The sequence below is a fragment of the Flavobacterium sp. MFBS3-15 genome, assembly GCF_026107645.2.
In the GTDB taxonomy this organism is placed as follows: Bacteria; Bacteroidota; Bacteroidia; order Flavobacteriales; family Flavobacteriaceae; genus Flavobacterium.
The window spans coordinates 185,887-203,359 of record NZ_JAPCHV010000007.1 but is presented as its reverse complement, the minus strand read 5'-3'; the positions used below and the strand labels follow the sequence as shown (position 1 = coordinate 203,359).

The following is a 17,473-nucleotide window of genomic DNA, read 5'->3' as shown; positions in this document are numbered from 1 at the left end:
TAAGATAGTTAGCAGAGTATTCTCTGTAATCAATAGACAGTCACCCTTTATAAATACATATAAATTCGCAGGATAATTTTTTACTGATTTTAATTGTTTTATATCATAGAATGCGGAGCGGGATAACCATTAGACCTCACCCCCAACCCCCTCTCCAAAGGAGAGGGGCAGCTACACTCATACTCGATCATTGTGATATATCAGTTATGTGTAAAATACTAACAAAGGAGTTCTCTCCCTAAACAAAGTATGCATAAATCTTATGCGCCTGAGTGAAGCTTCCTCCCCTCTCCTTTGGAGAGGGGCCGGGGGTGAGGTCAAAAAAAAACCTCAAAACAAACTGTTTTGAGGTTTCAGGTTATATCAAAAAAATAATTACCGGATGTTGTTCCATTTCGAGCCGTTCAGGGGCGATATCCTGTTGAGCGTGTCAACGAGTTCCGTCACAGTTATTGCGGGCCCGCCCGAAAAAATATTGACTACCTCATCGGCCTTGGCATCAAAAAAGATACGCATCAGGAATGAGTTTGGCCTTGTGCTGTGCACCTGCCCCAGCCCCTTTATGGCCGCTATGGTTTTCTCTTTGGCTTCCTTTTGGTTGTCAGACATCCTGTCGAGCCCGTTGATGTGGTAGTTGTAGAGCGCTTCCCTCCATGGCGTATACGTATTGGAAAGCACATCGTTAATCAGGAAATACCTGCTTTGGTTGCCGTCCTGCTGGTTCCATCCTTTGTAGCCGCCTCCCTGTGCCAGCACCGCCATATTTTGTGCTGCCTGGTAATAGTCGGTGCCGCCGCTTTTTGCAAAGCTGTCGGCATCAAGGCCAATAATCACGTTGGCATAGAAGGATACTACCGCCACGAGGTTGGAATCAAAGCTGTTGGGGTTGTATATAAGGTTCTCCCCTTCGGTATAGCGGAAATTCACATCCTTGTCATTGAAGTTGAGAATGGGCGACGAATAGGTTGACCCGTATACCGGCCTGGACGACTGCACCTGCAATGACGAGCTGAACGAATTGGACTCATAGGCCGTGATAGTGAATATCATGGTGCAGTCAATGCGCTCGCTGCGCCCAAAGTCACGGTTGGTCCAGCGCGTATTGTTTACAAAATCTCCCAGCGACTTTTCAAGGGTCTTAAATATCTGCGGGTTGGCATCGGTAATCATCTGGTAGTTTACCTGCACCCTGCAATTGAGTTCCTGCCCCTTTGCCCCAAAGGAGAAAACCAGCAGCAACATCGCTATATATTTATACATTGTAATGCTTTTTTATTTTCGTGATAATATCTTTGGCTACATCCTCTTTCGACTTCAGCTCCATTGGCTCCTGATGGCCTTCCCTGTCAATAAAGGTTACCTTATTGGTCGGCTTGCCAAAACCCGCCCCTTCGTCGTTCAGGGAATTTAAAACAATCAAATCTAAGTTTTTTTTCGCAATCTTCGCTATGGCGTTCTCAATTTCATTCTCGGTCTCCAGGGCAAACCCTATAAGAAACTGCCCGTTCTTCTTTGCGCCAAGCGATGAAAGTATGTCTTTTGTCTTCTCCAGTTCCAGCACCAGCGTACCCTCGCTTTTCTTTATTTTTTGCGGCGCCACGTCCTTTGGCCTGTAGTCGGCAACAGCGGCGGCGGCCACCGCGGCATCCACGCCGTCAAAATACTCATGGCAGGCATGGTACATTTCCTCAGACGAGTTGACCCGCACTACCTTTACCAATGAATGCTCCAGCCTGAGGTGCGTAGGGCCGGTAACCAAAATCACTTCGGCGCCTTCATCGGCAGCAGCCTTTGCAATGTCAAATCCCATCTTGCCGGTAGAATGGTTCCCTATAAAACGCACAGGGTCTATCGGTTCGTATGTGGGGCCCGCCGTAACCAGCACTTTTTTTCCGCGAAGGGGCAGTTTGCCTTCAATATCCTTTTCGATAAAAGCCACAATATTCTCCGGTTCGGCCATCCTGCCCTCGCCGTGCAGGCCGCTGGCAAGTTCGCCGGATTCGGCAGGTATCATGATGTTACCAAAACTTTCGAGCCCCTCAAAACTTGCTACCGTCGAAGGATGCTTATACATATCAAGATCCATTGCCGGGGCATAATACACCGGGCACTTGGCAGAAAGATAGGTTGCAATGAGAAGGTTATCGGCATTGCCCGAAACCATTTTCGCCATGGTGTTGGCGGTGGCAGGCGCAATGATAAAGAAATCGGCCCAAAGGCCCAGGTCCACGTGATTGTTCCAAACAGCATTCTCGTCTTCTTCATTATAGAAAGAAGAATACACCGGGTTTTTGGACAGTGTGGACAGTGTGAGGGGAGTAATAAAATCTTTAGAGGCAGGTGTCATGACTACCTGTACATGCGCACCTGCCTTTATAAATAGCCTTACCAACGAGGCTGTTTTATAGGCGGCTATCCCACCGGATATCCCGAGCAGTATTTTTTTGCCGCTTAAAACAGACATGCCTGTAATTATTTAGGGTCCTTATAGGAAATCTTGTTGTCCATCCACTCCTGCACGGCAAGCGCGTGGGGCTTAGGAAGCTTTTCGTAAAATTTAGAAACCTCAATCTGCTCCTTGTTTTCAAAAATCTCCTCAAGGCTGTCGTTGTAGGTAGCAAATTCTTCAAGCTTCTCGATCAGTTCCTTTTTTATTTCGGTATTGATCTGGTTGGCCCTTTTTGCCATAATGGTAATTGCCTCGTAGATGTTACCTGTCGGCTCCTCAATCTTACTCTTGTTGTAGGTAACGGTGTTTACCGGGGCAGTCGTTTTCTTTAGATCCATGACTCTTTCTTTATTTAGAAAATTTTTGTAATTCAGCTTCAATTTTTGCAAGGCTTTCGTCGGCCTCCTTCTTATATTTAGTTTCCGGCCTGAACTTTACAAGCGCGGCATAATTTGACTTTGCATCCAAAAGCCTCTGCTGCATCTTGGAAGGCACACTGTTGATGGCGAGCTGGTACGACGAATCGAACTTGTAGTACAGCGCATCCTCTTTCAGCGGGGTACCCGGAAAATCGATGATAAAGTTATCAAACGCTTTGATGGCGGCATTGTAGTCGCCAAAATAAGCACCTGTAAGGTGGTACTGCTTGGCAATCTCATACGCTTTTTTCTCCAGTTTCTCCCTAAGCTCCTTAACCAGTTGGTTGGCTTCGGGCATCAGCTGGGAGTTCGGGAAATTGTTGATGAACGCCTGCAGCTTGTCCAGCGCCTTGTAGGTATCTGTCTGGTCCAGCGAATAGCGGGGCGACAGGTGGTAATAGCTCTTGGCTCCTAAAAACGAGGCTTCCTCCAGCTTTTCGCTCCTTGGGTAGCCCGCGGTAAATTTCTCAAACTGGTACCCTGCGGTATAATATTGCTTTGTCTTGTACAGCGACTGTGAGTACATGTAGAACATCTTTTCTGCCTGCGCCTTGCCGTTGTACGACGGCGCTATCTGTTCAAAAAGGCGGATTGCCTTGGAATATTTCCCTTTGTCGTAAAGCATTTCGGCTGTCTCGTATTTCAGCTTTATGTCGTCTGATTTAAGCGCTTTCTGGAAAGGGCTGCACGAAGTGAATACTATTGCGATAAGTAGGATGTAAAAAAATCTTGCCATATATATTGGTTAAGCTGCAGGCAGCCGCTATTTTTAAAGCAACTGCAAAATTAGGTAATAATTAGGTAATACAAAAATCTTTTTTCAATGCTTACAGATGAGCTTTGCCTCTAGCTTACAATTCGCCTGCTGAATATTTTTTACCACAAAGTGCACAAAGATTTTTCACAAGGAACACTAACAAATCATGTTGACTTACAAGGACACAGAGGTTTACGCTTCGCTTTGTGAGCCTTATGCAGAAAGTATTGTGAACTTTGTGAAATTCCTTTGTGAGCCTTGTGGTAAAAATCAAAACCACTAACGGTTAAGTATTCAACCCTGAAAATAAAAAAGATGCCCTGAAAGCACCTTCTTTAAACTGTATTTTGGCAGATTTATTGCACAATGTTATGCCCGGCTGCGGTAAAGTTTTTCATATCGTTGTCAAAAAGGTACAAACCGCCCTTGTCGTCGCCGATCAGGTCAATCTTGTCGAGGATCACTTTGGCAGTAGCCTCCTCCTCGATCTGCTCGCTCACATACCATTGCAGGAAGTTGCTCGTTGCATAGTCCTTTTGCGACAGCGCGATATCTACAAGGTTGTTGATGGATTCGGATACCTTTACTTCATGGCGGTACAGCTGCCTGAACAGCGCCTGGAACGAGCTATAGTCGAGCTTCGGCTCATCAAGCGACGAAATGATGGCATGCCCTCCGCGCTGGTTAACATACTTTACCAGCTTGAGCATGTGCATGCGTTCCTCATCGCTCTGCCTGAACATGAACGATGCGATGCCGTCAAAACCCTTAACCTCGGCCCATGAGGCCATGGCAAGATATATTTGCGATGATTCCGCCTCAGCTTTTATCTGCTCGTTGAGCGCTGCCTGCATAGTATCTGATAACATAATTTTTGCTTTTTAGAATTTGTGTTACGACTTTAAAAATGGCCTACATCCTGAAACTTTCATGCAATGACCCTAAAATCATCATGGAAGCCATCAAAAATCATCCCGGCCATACCGTAAAGTTACCTAATTTTTGCCACAAAATCGCCCAAACGCTCCCCTAAATCATCATCAACGTTTACAAGCGGGAGCCTCACGGTGTCACCGCAAACACCAAGCTCCTTAAACACGTGCTTGATGCCCGCCGGGTTGCCCTGTTCGAATATCATGTCAATGGAATCGGCCAGTAAATAGTGGAGTTTGTATGCTTCATCTGCCTTACGCTCAAGCCCTAAGCGCACCATCCTGGAGAACTCCTTGGGGAAGCCCTCACCAATTACCGAGATCACCCCTGCCCCACCGGCAAGCACCATAGGGAGGGTTATCATGTCGTCGCCCGAAATTACAAGGAATCCTTCGGGAGCGTACTGTATCAGCCTCATAGCCTGCACTATATCACCAGCCGCCTCCTTGATAGCTACTATGTTTTTGAAGTCTTTCGCCAGGCGTATCACGGTGGAAGGCAGCATGTTGCTGGCCGTCCTGCCCGGAACATTATAAAGGATAACCGGCACCGGAGAGGCTTCGGCCACCGCCTTAAAGTGCTGGTAAATACCCTCCTGGGTTGGCTTGTTATAATAAGGCGAAACCGACAACACTGCCACAAACGCAGACAGGTCGCGGGTTTTCAGCTCTTCAACAACTTCCGCGGTATTATTGCCGCCTACTCCCAGTACAAGCGGCAAACGGCCGGCATTGGCTTCGATAACCGTTTGTATTACAAGCTCTTTCTCTTCTTTATTCAGGGTGGCAGCTTCCGCTGTGGTGCCCAACACCACAAGGTAATCAATGCCGCCGTCTATCTGGTAATTTACAACATTCTTTAACCCGTCTGCATCAACGGAAAAGTCTGTATTAAAAGGCGTTATAAGGGCTACCCCTGTGCCAATAAGTTGTTGCATGTTATAGTTTGTTTAGTATTTTCAGGTATTTGAACAGTTCCGAGACAAATTCGGTGTATTTCTCAGCCTGGCTGCTGATCATAAAGTGGTTAAGACGGTTGTCTACACTTGAAAAGCCCACCTTGAACTTTGCTTTAGATTTTAGCGTTGCCAGCACCAACGGGGCTTTCTCCACATCATAGAAACTGATGAGCATATCAAATGGTGTTTCGATAAATTCAGCCACATCCGGTTTTTCAAAACCCGTCACGGATATGTCCTTGCGCGTAAAATGGCAGCAGTCCACGATTTCTTTGGGCTTCAGGCGCTCTTTGAAACTTAATGTTTTTATGTTGTTACGGTCAATACCGTTAGCCATCAATCCCTTAATAAGACCTTCTTTATCAACAAAATAACTTTCATCAATAATTACACCTACGGTATCCACCACATCGTGTGACGGTACCGGTTTATAATGGGCTAACTTTTTCTTAATGATCTTTTTTAGCCCAAAATCTTTAATAAACTTCAAAAACATTGTAATTTTACTTGTCGAATACAAAATTAATTCAAATAAATATCTCCCCAATGATAATCTTCAAAAAGTATGACACATCCATAAAAGGATTTGTTCTATTTTTAACTATGTCCGGGCTTATAGCCTGTGGTACATCGGAGCTCCGCAATTCAAAAATCGAAGGGAAAAAGCTTCCTATTACCAGTGAATATGCCGATACACCGGAAATCGAAACTTTCATAAAGCCTTACCGTGACCACATCAATAAAGACCTGGACAGCGTACTTTCCTACTCACCGGAAACCCTCGATAAATCGAAACCTATAGATAAATGGCAAACTGCCATAGGTAACCTGATGGCAGATGTAACGCTGGAAGCAGCAGATAAAGTATTATTTACCCGCGAAAAAAGGCACGCTGACATCTGCCTGCTCAACCATGGCGGGATAAGGGCAATACTGCCCAAAGGAGATATTACGACCCGCACGGCATTCGAGATCATGCCTTTTGAGAACAGCCTTGTAGTTATAGCTCTGAAGGGAGAGCAAATCCGCGAAATTGCCGATTACCTGATTAAAGAGAAGAAACCCCACCCTCTTGCAGGAATGGAAATATTGCTGGATAAAGATGCTACAATGGTAAAAGATATCACTGTAGAAGGTAAACCTTTGGAAATTGGTAAAATATACAACGTTGCCACATCTGATTACCTTTCGAACGGGGGTGACAACATGGAATTCTTTAAAAGAGGTATTGCAACGTATGACCTTGATTATAAGCTCCGAAACGTATTCATCGATTATTTTAAGTCAACCGATACCATTTATGCATCCAAATCACTGCGCGTTATAACCGAAAAGCAATAATGAAAAGAAGGGACTTTATACAGAAAACCGCTGCCGGAAGCGCGCTTGTACTGGGCGGACTGTCACTGAGCAGCTTTAATGATGAGGAAAACAAAAAGCTCGTCATACTGCATACCAACGACGTGCACAGCCATATTGACCCGTTTGCCATAGACGACCCCAAGTATCCCAATATGGGTGGGGCAGCGCGCAGGGCTACGCTTATTGACCAACTGCGCCGCGAGAACGCCAACGTGCTGCTGCTCGACGCGGGCGACATTTTCCAGGGTACACCCTATTTTAACTATTATGGCGGCGAGCTGGAGTTTAAGCTCATGAGCATGATGAAGTATGACCTCGCCACAATGGGCAACCACGATTTCGACAACGGCATCGACGGGTTCAACGCCATGCTGCCACATGCGAAGTTCGATTTTGTATCAGCCAACTACGACTTTAAGAACACAGTACTAAATGGCATCGTGAAGCCGTACAAGATATTCCACAAAGACGGCATCAAGATAGGGATCTTCGGGCTTGGCGTGGAATTGCAGGGGCTTGTAGACAAAAAACTCTATAAGGAAACCGTGTACCTCAACCCTATCGAGATCGCGCAGGACATGAGCCGCATCCTGAAGGTTAACGAAAAGTGCGACCTTGTTATCTGCCTGTCGCACCTGGGCTTCTCCTATGCCAATGAAAAAGAAAAACCAAGCGACCTGTTACTGGCCTGGAAAACCAAGAATATCGACCTGATCATAGGAGGCCATACCCATACCTTCCTGACCAAGCCACATCTTGAGAAAAACCTCGACGGGCAGGACGTAATGATCAATCAGGTGGGCTGCTACGGCATCAACCTTGGGCGTATTGACTTCACTTTTGAAAAGGGCAAAAAGTCGGCAAAGGGTAGGACGATAATCGTTTAAAAAGTTCGGGGTTCAGGGTTTTGCAGACTCGATTCGGCAAAAGACTGTTAACCTCTTGAAATGCCTTAATATTAAAAAAGTAATCATCTCTTTCCATGAAAAAGAGATGATTACTTTTTTTGGTTAAAACTACTTCTTAACCAGTTTTGAGCTATAAACTTTATCGTTATCAGTAGTGGCCTTTATGATGTAAACTCCTGTTGGTAGCGCTGAAAGGTCGACAGTTTCGTTAGCAGACGCAATTACTTCTTTCCCTAATATCGAAAAAACCCTGACCTCTGTGATATTAGCATCAGCGATGCTAATGGTTGCCATTCCTTCTGCCGGGTTAGGGTATACCGAAATCCCTTTCACCTGTTCAAAGCCACCTGCACCCATTTCAGGGTCAAATTCAAAAGCACCCATGTCTACGGCAGCACCTACTATCCTGGCATTTCCGGCAAGGTCGTTAGTAAAGCCCGAAAGGTCCGGTATGGCATTCATGCCAAATACTGCACTATATCCAGCATTTACGGCAGGACTGGTTGGCATAAGCCTGTAATCTTCGTTAGCTGCATTTACAAATAAAGGCGCAGTATCAAGATTGCCTCCAAGGTCGGTACTCATATCGGCCAGGTCAAAATCGTTGAAGGCGCCGGGATTCCAGTTAGCGCTGCCGCCACTTGTCCCAATAATGGTGTTCTTAAACGAAACCGGACCATAGGTCCAGAATTCATCTCCGTACACAGAATCCGATGTATTGTTGTAAATAATGGAATTACGGATTTCATCCGTCCCAATACCATCAAATAAAAGCATACCGCCCGCTAAACCGTTATTTGCGTGGTTTTCTGTAATGGTGCAATTGGTAACATAAAGGCTACCATCCTGCATTTTCCTTATACCCACTCCGGAAGGGCCTGTGTTTTTAAAAAACAATGAATTGCTTATGGATGTTTGGTCGCCGGGCTTTCCTTGTATCCACACAGTCGTATTAATGTTATTTTTAAACGTGCAGCGGTCAATGATAACATCAACAGGATGGATCTGGTCTTCCTCTATTACATCGCTATAAGTCCCCACGACTAAAACAATACCGCCGTCATAGGTAGCATCGCCATTAGAATCAAAAACAGAATTCAGTATCCTGCCCGCGCTATGATTTATAACAATTACTTTTCCAACCCCCGGAGCTGTATTGTTGGTGAACGTGCAACCATCTACTGTAATATTGCCATCATTGGTTGCAAATATGCATGAGCCCTGAAAATAACTATTATTAGTAAAGCTGCAATTTAAAAATGACGCGCTCCCACCGTTATGCACCGTGATATTAAAAAAGTTATTATCCAGCACAACATTATCCGTTATCTTACAATTGATGAAAGTGTTTTGGGAGGTTTTCCGGATATCCATACAACCATAGCCAAAGCCGGTAAAAACGATATTAGAATAGGTAACATTAGAATTGATTTCAATCAACCCGGCATTGAATTCTGTATGGCTGGCATCCCTGGTCAGGATAAAGCCGTCGAGGAGCGTTTCGGCAGAAAGGTTGCTGCCTTCAGGGCAAAAATTACCAATGTTATAATTTGCGTTGGTCTTCAGCACTGTAGGGTGTTCCTCAAAATCCCTGTCGGCAAAGGCAGGATTGCCCGTGGCCGGGAACCCGCCGTATACCTTTACCTTATTGCGCAGCCTGAAATAGACCAAAGGGGCATAGTACTCACCTGCGGCCACCCATACCTCGCGGCCTTCGAACTGATTGTCCATCATCAGCTGCAGGTTGCCCGACGCATTGGCCCAAGATGAGCCATTGCCTGTGCCGCCTTCTTTTACATATAGTATTTCCGACTGTACTGTCTGATATTCATTAAGCCCGATGTCGATGTGGTCTACTATCCTGTCATTATTGAAAAAATCCTTATCTATACTCCCCAACGCATCAAGATAAGCCTGGGTATTGCCTTTGTTGATGCCCACACTCGCAGCCTGTAATGAATAATCACCATTGAACAGCGGATCCACATCATAATTGCCGCCAAGATCGGTTCCGTAAATCGTGAATTGTGGCGACTCATAATATAATTCACTGCCCCCGCAGCCCTCCAGAATGCAGTTCGATGAATAGATAACAGCTCCTACGCCCGCATCGCAGTTAGCGTCGACAAAAAACTCAGGGTTTACTTCGTCCGTGTTGCCATAGATTATGCTATTGTATAAATGCACGGTAGCCGTCACCACCATCATACCGCCAACAAGCCCTTCGGCGTGATTGTGAGCGATTACGCAGTTATAGAATTTCAGGTTGCCGCTGTTGATACGTATACCGCCTGCTTCGCCATCATATCCCGGGTTCAGTATAGAGGTATTGTTATGGATAAGCACCTGTATAAATGTGGAGTTCGAATTGCTTATGGCTATGCCCGCGCCAAGGCCTACAGGCGAAGTGTTATTGGTTATGATCAGGTTTCTGAACGTAGCGTCGCAGTTGTATATCAGCATTCCCGCACCGGCTGTACCCGACCCGTTCTGGATGGTAAACCCGTCAAAGATGGTTTCTGCGCTGATGCTCTCCACGCCTCCCGCGGCTAAGAGCACGCCCGCCTGGTTGCCGTTGAGTATCGTTGTGTTCTGGCTTGGGTTCCGATCGGTAAAGGCAGGATTAGCCGTGTTGGGAAAACCACCGTAAACAGAAACACCGTCCCTTAACGCAAAGGTTTGGCCTACTGCCCTTTGGTACGCGCCCTGTTTTACCCACACCTGGTCGCCGGAAACAGCGTTGTCAATAATTACCTGAAGGTCGCCAGCCGCGGTGGCCCAACTGGTGCCGTTGCCTGTGCCGCCAGGGGCTACGTACCACGTGGCATTCTGCGAAAAGGACAGGTGAACACTAAAAAGGGATAGGAATAAAACAACAAATTGGTAATTCTTTTTCATAATGTGTTGGCTTTTTATCCAAACTTAAGAAAAAAAACAACAAGGATAGCGTTTTGGTGATTATCTTACAGAATTGTGAAGTGGTGTGATAAACGCTATTTAGGATTTACTTTTTTCTTTCTTTTGAATTTAACCACCAAAAGAATGATACCCGTAATAATGGCAAAAAACAAAGTAAATCCACCTGAAATTCCCAACAACATCAGAAGGTCGTCTCCCCTGAAAAGGTTACTGCCCAATGCCAGAAGGCCAACCGTTAGCACTAACCCCACGTAGATTAAATCAAGTAAAAAGAGCGCAAGTATAATGGTCCTGAAAGGCAGTAAAATATTTTCTTTTTTATCTAAGATCATTACAAAAGCCGACCCAATGGGCATGGCAATGAATATCAATATGAACTCCAGCTTACTTGGTTCTCCATGAATGACAAACCTGTGCAGTACTGCAAAAGCAACCAGCACTAAAAGGTTTACGGCATAGAATACCTTAAACCTTTTCCACGGATTGGGGATTTGTGTAGCGAAATCTTCTTCGTTGAGCAGGTCTTGCATGGCGGCAAATAGTGAGCAGATTCTATAAATTATTCCTCTTTTATCAGCGACAGGTCAATCCCCAATTTGGCAAACTGCTCTTCGCCTTTTTCAGTAACGAAATAATACTTATCAGATACCCGCTCTTTGGCAATCCATCCTTTTTCGATGAACATTTCAAACAGCAGTGTGCCCAGTTTGCCCCCGAGATGGGAATAGCAGGCTTTTGCGGGTTTAGTTTTCATAGCAATAGTCTTTCTTTACAATGCCTCTTTACTTTTAATAAACTTTATATGGCAAGCGAAATATAAGTGAACGGTGTTTAATAAACTAAGCGTGTACAATCAATATCAGTAATGATATGAAACAAATTTGTTTCATATGTTAAATATAGAAATTCCATTTTACTTCTCCGGCAAACCCTTTTAAAATTTTTCCCTACCTTAGCCCTACAAACAATTCCAATGATCTCAGACATTCAATTCCAAAACGAACTCGACATCATCATAGCCAATGCCATCCGCGAAGATGTTGGCCCGGGCGACTACTCCTCCCTTGCCTGCATACCTGCCTCCGCTACCGGAAGGGCTAAGCTATTGGTTAAAGACAACGGCATCCTCGCGGGTGTTGACTTTGCAAAGCAGGTATTCAATTATGTTGACCCAAACCTCGAAATTGAGGTTTTTATAAACGATAGCACGCCGGTAAAGTACGGCGATATTGCCTTTCACGTTTCGGGCAGTTCGCAAAGCATCCTGAAGTCCGAGCGCCTGGTGCTCAACGCCATGCAGCGCATGAGCGCCATTGCCACCAAGACCAAAAAATACGTCGACATCCTTGAAGGGACGGGCACTAAGATTCTCGATACCCGCAAGACCACGCCGGGCATCCGCGCCCTCGAAAAGTGGGCTGTAAAGATAGGTGGCGGCGAGAACCACCGCTTTGCCTTATACGACATGGTGATGCTCAAAGACAACCACATCGACTTTGCCGGGGGCATTACCCCTGCCATCCAAAAAACGCACGACTACCTGGCGGCCAACAGCCTCGACCTCAAAATTATCGTGGAGGCACGCAACATCGACGAGGTACGCGAGATCATTTCCAACCCGGGGGTGCACCGCATATTACTGGATAATTTCGATTACGAACAAACGCGCGAGGCCGTAGCGCTCATCGGCGATTATTGTCAAACGGAATCTTCAGGCGGTATCAACGAAGATACCATGCGCCATTATGCCGAGTGCGGTGTCGACTACATTTCATCGGGGGCGCTTACCCACTCGATCTATAACATGGACCTTAGCCTAAAAGCCTTTTAATGTCGGTTGAACTCGAACATAGGCTGGAGCGCATACCCGTCATAAAGTACCTGGTACGGTTTGGCAAGAGCATCCGCATACCTTTTGCAGAGGGACTTACGCTGTACCACCTGTTGGAACTGTACATTACAGGCATCGTAAAAGGCGATATCTCATACCGTGCAGGGGCTATTGCCTTTAGTTTCTTCATGTCGCTGTTCCCGTTTGCGCTGTTCCTGTTCAACCTTATAGCCTTCATCCCCATGCAGGGATTTAAAGAGGACTTCATGCTGTTTGTACATGACAACGTGCCTCCCAATACCTACGACGCCATTGCGGGCATAATCGCCGACATCATGACCGACAAAAAGCCCAACCTTCTTTCCTTTGGTATCGTGTTGGCCATCTTCCTGATGAGCAACGGCATGAACGCTGTATTGAGTGGTTTCCAAAGCAGCCTGCACATTACCATAAAGCGCAGCTATTTCAGGCAATATGCGCTTGCTATTATATTATCGCTGGTATTTTCGGTCATTCTTATCATTACTGTAGCAGCCATCGTAATACTTGAATATTTCATCCAAAAGCTTACCGCCGAAAGCTGGCTTGAAGACGATCTTTGGCTACTCAAGCTAACGCGCTTTGCCATACTCATCCTGATGATACTTACAACCACTTCACTCATGTTTAAATTTGCCGCCAAAGAAACCAAACAGGCTGCTTTCTTTAGCTATGGGTCGGTTTTCAGTACGGTGTTATTTGGTTTAACTTCCTATCTTTTTGGGATCTACGTATCTCATTTCGCAAAATATAATGAGCTGTATGGCTCAATTGGCACGCTGCTTGTATTGATGTTATATATATGGATCAACTGTTTCATCCTGCTATTAGGATTCGAATTAAATGCGCTGATTCATAAATTGAAACGGAAAAATTTATATATTTAACAAAATTAACAACAACAAATTATGAAGAAAGCATTATTAACCATTCTGTTTGTGGCAGTTGCAGGTATTTTATCTGCATCAGCACAGGTTACCGGAAAATGGAAAACCATTGACGATGAAACTGGTGAAGCCAAATCAATCGTTGAAATTTACGAGCAAAACGGCAAAATCTACGGTAAAGTGGTCGAGATCCTGAACCCTGCCAAGAAAAATGCTAAATGCACCAAATGCAAAGGTGCAGACAAAGACAAGCCTATCCTCGGCCTTGTAATCATCAAAGGACTGGAAAAAGATGGTGACGAATGGACTGACGGCGACATTCTGGACCCTAACAAAGGTAAATTGTACAGCTGCACCATTGAACTTGATGGTAAGGACAAGCTGAATGTGCGTGGCTACATGGGTATTTCGCTACTCGGCCGTACACAAACCTGGCACAGGGTGAAGTAACAGTTGACAATCACAGTCACAGTTTTCACTGACAAACTATGGAGTAATAACAAAGCTATCTACAATATTTAAACACTCTTTCGGGAGTGTTTTTTTTGTCTTCATCCCAAATTATATTTTGCAGGAAATATAAATCGTTGAAACCCAGAAGACCCACATTAAATGCGTTTTACACCAATTTAAAACTATTAAGTTAGATGCAAGACACTGCACTATCCCAAGTGATCATTTAGATTTATAGAATTGGTTTAATTCGTGGTAAAATCTTCATCCCTGACCAGCACTTAAAACTGACTGTAAACTTTCATATCTTTGCTACATATAACCCACTCACACCCTGTATATGCCACATTTCATCGAAGCCATTTTACCCCTCGCTGTCCCCAAACCCTTTACCTATGCCGTGACTGAAGCAGAATACGGATTTCTCAAACCGGGGATGCGCGTAGCCGTACCGTTCGGCCGTAATAAAATATATACCGGACTGGTTGTGGCGCTACACCAAAATCCACCGCAGTTGTATGAGGCCAAAGACATCCACCAGATACTTGATGAAGAACCCCTGGTTACTGTAACCCAACTGGCACACTGGCAATGGGTTGCTAATTATTATATGTGTAATATTGGCGAAGTGTACAAGTCGGCCATGCCGGGTGGCTTTTTACTGGAAAGCGAAACCATTATCACACAGCATAAGGATTACGACGCCGAAACAGATGACCTCACTGACGATGAATACCTTGTGTATGAAGCATTGCAGAAACAGTCGGCGCTCAAGGTACAGGAAGTTTCAAATATCCTAAACAAGAAAACGATACTCCCTGTAATTAACCGCCTTATAGCAAAAAATGCGATTGCGTTGCAGGAAGAAGTTTCCGAAAAATACAAGCCTAAAAAACTCCGCTACATACGTCTGCCTGAAGAATTCATGCATGAAGAACAACTGGCTGAACTGATGGAATTGCTATCTAAAGCCAAAAAACAACGTGAGGCAGTACTGCAATACTTCCAGTTGAATGCATCTGAAAAAAAGCCGATTACTGCCAAAAAGATGAATGATGCAGGGATAACATCGTCGGTAATTAAATCACTTGTAGACAAAGGCATATTCGAGGAATATTATTTGGAAGAAGACCGGGTAAGCTTTGAAAGTGATAATAATTCCGGGTTTGGTCTCAGCCCGAAACAAAAGGAAGCATTCGACGAAATAAAGAAAAGTTTTGAACAGAAAGATGTTACACTGCTGCATGGTATTACCTCCAGTGGCAAAACGGAAATCTACATCAAGCTCATCGAGGAATACATCAACAGGGGCCAACAAGTGCTTTACCTGTTACCCGAAATAGCGCTTACTACCCAGCTCGTAGTGCGGCTTACCGCATATTTTGGCAACGAGGTGGCAGTGTTTCACAGCAAATATACCAACAATGAGCGTGTGGAGGTTTGGAACCAGGTGCTTGCGGCATCTGAAAAAGCAAGGGTAGTCATCGGGGCGAGGTCGGCACTTTTCCTCCCCTTCCAAGATCTTGGCCTCATCATAATCGATGAGGAACATGAGCCCACTTTCAAACAGCAGGATCCTGCTCCGCGCTACCACGCCCGCGATGCAGCCATTGTTTTGGCAAATGCCCACAAATCCAAGGTACTTCTGGGCTCGGCTACACCATCTATTGAAACGTATTACAATGCTACCAATGGCAAATACGGCTATGTGGAGTTGAAGCAGCGCTACGGCAATGTGCTGCCGCCCGAAATCGTACTCATAGATATCAAGGACAAGTACAAACGCAAGCAGATGACCGGCCACTTCAGCGACCTGATGATCGATACCATTGCCGAAACGCTGTCGAGAGGCAAGCAGGTCATCCTGTTCCAGAACCGCCGCGGCTACTCACCGTGGATGGAGTGCCTTACCTGCGGACACGTGCCGCAATGCCCGCAATGCGACGTAAGCCTTACCTACTATAAATATAAAAGCGTCCTGCGCTGTCATTACTGTGGCCACCATATTGCCAAGCCTACCCATTGCCATAAGTGCCACTCACCCGATCTTGACACAAAGGGCTTTGGTACCGAGCAGATTGAGCTGGAATTGAAGACCCTTTTCCCTGACAAGCATTCGTGGCGTATGGACCAGGACACCACGCGGGGCAAACACGGCTATGAAAAAATAATTGACTCTTTTAAAAATCAGGAGATTGACATTTTGGTAGGCACACAGATGCTTGCCAAAGGGCTGCATTTTGACAATGTCGAGCTGGTAGGTATCATGAATGCCGACAACATGCTATATATGCCCGACTTCAGGGCGTTTGAGCGTGCCTACCAGATGATGGTGCAGGTGGCAGGACGTGCCGGTCGCAAGGGAACACGAGGCAGGGTGCTGATACAAACATATAACCCTCTCCACAACATCATCCGGCAAGTCACTGACAGTGATTATGAAGGCATGTACAAGGAACAGTTGTATGAACGCCATAACTTTAAGTACCCTCCATTTTTCAGGCTGGTAAGAATTACATTACGCCATAAAGACTACGAAAAAGTAAAAGATGGGGCCTTGTGGCTACACAATGTACTGTCGCAAAACCTGGGAGTAACAGTGCTTGGGCCCGAAGAACCGGGCATCAACAGGATACGGAATGAATATATCCGCACGATAATGATAAAAATACCGCAGGGAGCAGCATTGGGCGGAACTAAAAAAACAATAGAAAAAGTATTGGGAAGCTTTGAGGCTGTACCTCAATACAGGCCGGTAAAAGTTACCCTTAATGCCGACCCGTATTAGGCTACTGATTAAGTGGGTTTGTTGAGTGCTTTAGCCAAATCCTCTTTTTTGTTTCGGCTAAGTGGTATCTGGGTTTTGCCAATTTCGGCAAACTTGCTGTTGAATCGCTCTACTTTATCAACATTGATAATGTAAGACTTGTGCACCCTAAGGAACCTCTCGGGTGGCAATTCATTTTCAAAGGATTTCATGGTAGACAGCACCAAGTGGGTATCATCTTCTGTATTTATCTTTACATAATCCCCAAAAGCCTCTATCCAGCGTATTTTGGCAATGTAGACTTTAAAATTCTTTAGGTTGCTTTTTACAAATATGAACTCGCCCTCCTCTTCAGTGCTGTCTTTCTTCATAGACTGCATCTCAATAGCTTTTTGAACAGCCCTGTTAAAACGCTCTTTATTAACAGGTTTCTGCAAATAGTCTACAGCGGCATAGTCAAAAGCCTTAAGTGCATAATCGGATTTAGAAGACACAAAAATAATCTGCGGCCTTGTTTTAAGGCCGTCGAGAAGGTCGAAACCGGTTTGAACGGGCATTTCTATATCGAGAAACAGCAGGTCAACAGGCCTGTTCATGATGCACACTTTAGCTTCCTGCGCATTGGAGAAGTCTCCTACAAGGCTTAGATCAGGGTGTTCGTTCACAAGCTTGGCAACTGTAATCCTATGAATTGTGCTGTCATCAACTACAACACAGCTAAGTTTCATTTTTCATGCTCAGTTATAATGTATTAGTAATAGTTGCATTTTTTAGTTTGGGATAACACAAAT

General features: G+C 45.1%; 17 protein-coding genes. 6 read left to right on the top strand and 11 right to left on the bottom strand.

Features of this window, described 5'->3' with window-relative positions; all coding sequences use genetic code 11:
• Positions 1–375 precede the first annotated feature (375 nt).
• The 7 genes from OGH69_RS08235 to OGH69_RS08205 form a co-directional block, all read right to left on the bottom strand.
• On the bottom strand, positions 376–1,260 hold the full coding sequence (locus OGH69_RS08235) for a type IX secretion system protein PorD (RefSeq protein WP_265173981.1): 885 nt from the start codon (positions 1,258–1,260) through the stop codon (positions 376–378).
• On the bottom strand, positions 1,253–2,464 hold the full coding sequence (coaBC, locus tag OGH69_RS08230; protein ID WP_265173980.1) for a bifunctional phosphopantothenoylcysteine decarboxylase/phosphopantothenate--cysteine ligase CoaBC: 1,212 nt from the start codon (positions 2,462–2,464) through the stop codon (positions 1,253–1,255). The genes OGH69_RS08235 and coaBC overlap by 8 nt, the downstream gene beginning before the upstream one ends.
• Positions 2,465–2,472: 8 nt before the next feature.
• Positions 2,473–2,787: a DNA-directed RNA polymerase subunit omega gene (locus OGH69_RS08225; RefSeq protein WP_265173979.1), complete on the bottom strand. Its 315-nt coding sequence runs from the start codon at positions 2,785–2,787 to the stop codon at positions 2,473–2,475.
• A 10-nt stretch (positions 2,788–2,797) separates the two neighbouring features.
• Positions 2,798–3,604: an outer membrane protein assembly factor BamD gene (locus OGH69_RS08220; protein WP_265173978.1), complete on the bottom strand. Its 807-nt coding sequence runs from the start codon at positions 3,602–3,604 to the stop codon at positions 2,798–2,800.
• Positions 3,605–3,981: 377 nt separating this feature from the next.
• Positions 3,982–4,494 carry a ferritin gene (locus OGH69_RS08215; protein WP_265173977.1) on the bottom strand — a complete coding sequence of 171 codons (513 nt, stop codon included), beginning with the start codon at positions 4,492–4,494 and terminating at the stop codon, positions 3,982–3,984.
• A gap of 122 nt (positions 4,495–4,616) precedes the next feature.
• Positions 4,617–5,495 carry a 4-hydroxy-tetrahydrodipicolinate synthase gene (gene dapA / locus OGH69_RS08210; protein ID WP_265173976.1) on the bottom strand — a complete coding sequence of 293 codons (879 nt, stop codon included), beginning with the start codon at positions 5,493–5,495 and terminating at the stop codon, positions 4,617–4,619.
• 1 nt (position 5,496) lies between these two features.
• Complete coding sequence (locus OGH69_RS08205; protein WP_265173975.1) at positions 5,497–6,012, bottom strand: DUF6913 domain-containing protein; 516 nt, start codon at positions 6,010–6,012, stop codon at positions 5,497–5,499.
• A 50-nt stretch (positions 6,013–6,062) separates the two neighbouring features.
• Here OGH69_RS08205 and OGH69_RS08200 point away from each other — a divergent pair, with 50 nt between their 5' ends.
• Entirely contained in the window at positions 6,063–6,857 is a 795-nt protein-coding gene (locus tag OGH69_RS08200) for a 5'-nucleotidase C-terminal domain-containing protein (RefSeq protein WP_265173974.1), read from the top strand.
• The gene (locus tag OGH69_RS08195; RefSeq protein WP_265173973.1) at positions 6,857–7,765 is read left to right on the top strand and encodes a bifunctional metallophosphatase/5'-nucleotidase; all 909 of its coding nucleotides are present in this window, start codon (positions 6,857–6,859) and stop codon (positions 7,763–7,765) included. The genes OGH69_RS08200 and OGH69_RS08195 overlap by 1 nt, the downstream gene beginning before the upstream one ends.
• Positions 7,766–7,894: 129 nt before the next feature.
• On the opposite strand, the gene OGH69_RS08190 is transcribed toward OGH69_RS08195, so the two are convergent.
• From OGH69_RS08190 to OGH69_RS08180, 3 genes are all read right to left on the bottom strand, one after another.
• A complete protein-coding gene (locus OGH69_RS08190) occupies positions 7,895–10,684 on the bottom strand; it encodes a right-handed parallel beta-helix repeat-containing protein (RefSeq protein ID WP_265173972.1) in 2,790 nt (929 codons plus the stop codon).
• A 95-nt stretch (positions 10,685–10,779) separates the two neighbouring features.
• Positions 10,780–11,235: a hypothetical protein gene (locus tag OGH69_RS08185; RefSeq protein WP_265173971.1), complete on the bottom strand. Its 456-nt coding sequence runs from the start codon at positions 11,233–11,235 to the stop codon at positions 10,780–10,782.
• A gap of 29 nt (positions 11,236–11,264) precedes the next feature.
• A complete protein-coding gene (locus tag OGH69_RS08180; RefSeq protein ID WP_265173970.1) occupies positions 11,265–11,459 on the bottom strand; it encodes an ArsR family transcriptional regulator in 195 nt (64 codons plus the stop codon).
• A 219-nt stretch (positions 11,460–11,678) separates the two neighbouring features.
• Between OGH69_RS08180 and nadC the strand changes: the two genes are divergently transcribed.
• From nadC to priA, 4 genes are all read left to right on the top strand, one after another.
• Positions 11,679–12,536, top strand: a complete 858-nt coding sequence (gene nadC / locus OGH69_RS08175; protein ID WP_265173969.1) for a carboxylating nicotinate-nucleotide diphosphorylase — start codon at positions 11,679–11,681, stop codon at positions 12,534–12,536.
• The gene (locus OGH69_RS08170; protein ID WP_265173968.1) at positions 12,536–13,462 is read left to right on the top strand and encodes a YihY/virulence factor BrkB family protein; all 927 of its coding nucleotides are present in this window, start codon (positions 12,536–12,538) and stop codon (positions 13,460–13,462) included. The genes nadC and OGH69_RS08170 overlap by 1 nt, the downstream gene beginning before the upstream one ends.
• 21 nt (positions 13,463–13,483) lie before the next feature.
• Positions 13,484–13,912 carry a DUF2147 domain-containing protein gene (locus tag OGH69_RS08165; RefSeq protein WP_265173967.1) on the top strand — a complete coding sequence of 143 codons (429 nt, stop codon included), beginning with the start codon at positions 13,484–13,486 and terminating at the stop codon, positions 13,910–13,912.
• A gap of 343 nt (positions 13,913–14,255) precedes the next feature.
• Positions 14,256–16,703: a replication restart helicase PriA gene (gene priA / locus OGH69_RS08160; RefSeq protein WP_265173966.1), complete on the top strand. Its 2,448-nt coding sequence runs from the start codon at positions 14,256–14,258 to the stop codon at positions 16,701–16,703.
• A gap of 8 nt (positions 16,704–16,711) precedes the next feature.
• Here priA and OGH69_RS08155 read toward each other — a convergent pair whose 3' ends face one another.
• On the bottom strand, positions 16,712–17,410 hold the full coding sequence (locus OGH69_RS08155; RefSeq protein WP_265173965.1) for a LytR/AlgR family response regulator transcription factor: 699 nt from the start codon (positions 17,408–17,410) through the stop codon (positions 16,712–16,714).
• Positions 17,411–17,473 lie beyond the last annotated feature (63 nt).

Coding starts and splice junctions, on each gene's coding strand:
- coaBC (WP_265173980.1), bottom strand. CDS start 2,464: ATGTCTGTTTTAAGCGGCAAAAAAATACTGCTCGGGATATCCGGTGGG.
- OGH69_RS08205 (WP_265173975.1), bottom strand. CDS start 6,012: ATGTTTTTGAAGTTTATTAAAGATTTTGGGCTAAAAAAGATCATTAAG.
- OGH69_RS08165 (WP_265173967.1), top strand. CDS start 13,484: ATGAAGAAAGCATTATTAACCATTCTGTTTGTGGCAGTTGCAGGTATT.
- OGH69_RS08200 (WP_265173974.1), top strand. CDS start 6,063: ATGATAATCTTCAAAAAGTATGACACATCCATAAAAGGATTTGTTCTA.
- OGH69_RS08180 (WP_265173970.1), bottom strand. CDS start 11,459: ATGAAAACTAAACCCGCAAAAGCCTGCTATTCCCATCTCGGGGGCAAA.
- OGH69_RS08215 (WP_265173977.1), bottom strand. CDS start 4,494: ATGTTATCAGATACTATGCAGGCAGCGCTCAACGAGCAGATAAAAGCT.
- nadC (WP_265173969.1), top strand. CDS start 11,679: ATGATCTCAGACATTCAATTCCAAAACGAACTCGACATCATCATAGCC.
- OGH69_RS08190 (WP_265173972.1), bottom strand. CDS start 10,684: ATGAAAAAGAATTACCAATTTGTTGTTTTATTCCTATCCCTTTTTAGT.
- OGH69_RS08220 (WP_265173978.1), bottom strand. CDS start 3,604: ATGGCAAGATTTTTTTACATCCTACTTATCGCAATAGTATTCACTTCG.
- OGH69_RS08155 (WP_265173965.1), bottom strand. CDS start 17,410: ATGAAACTTAGCTGTGTTGTAGTTGATGACAGCACAATTCATAGGATT.
- priA (WP_265173966.1), top strand. CDS start 14,256: ATGCCACATTTCATCGAAGCCATTTTACCCCTCGCTGTCCCCAAACCC.
- dapA (WP_265173976.1), bottom strand. CDS start 5,495: ATGCAACAACTTATTGGCACAGGGGTAGCCCTTATAACGCCTTTTAAT.
- OGH69_RS08235 (WP_265173981.1), bottom strand. CDS start 1,260: ATGTATAAATATATAGCGATGTTGCTGCTGGTTTTCTCCTTTGGGGCA.
- OGH69_RS08185 (WP_265173971.1), bottom strand. CDS start 11,235: ATGCAAGACCTGCTCAACGAAGAAGATTTCGCTACACAAATCCCCAAT.
- OGH69_RS08170 (WP_265173968.1), top strand. CDS start 12,536: ATGTCGGTTGAACTCGAACATAGGCTGGAGCGCATACCCGTCATAAAG.
- OGH69_RS08225 (WP_265173979.1), bottom strand. CDS start 2,787: ATGGATCTAAAGAAAACGACTGCCCCGGTAAACACCGTTACCTACAAC.
- OGH69_RS08195 (WP_265173973.1), top strand. CDS start 6,857: ATGAAAAGAAGGGACTTTATACAGAAAACCGCTGCCGGAAGCGCGCTT.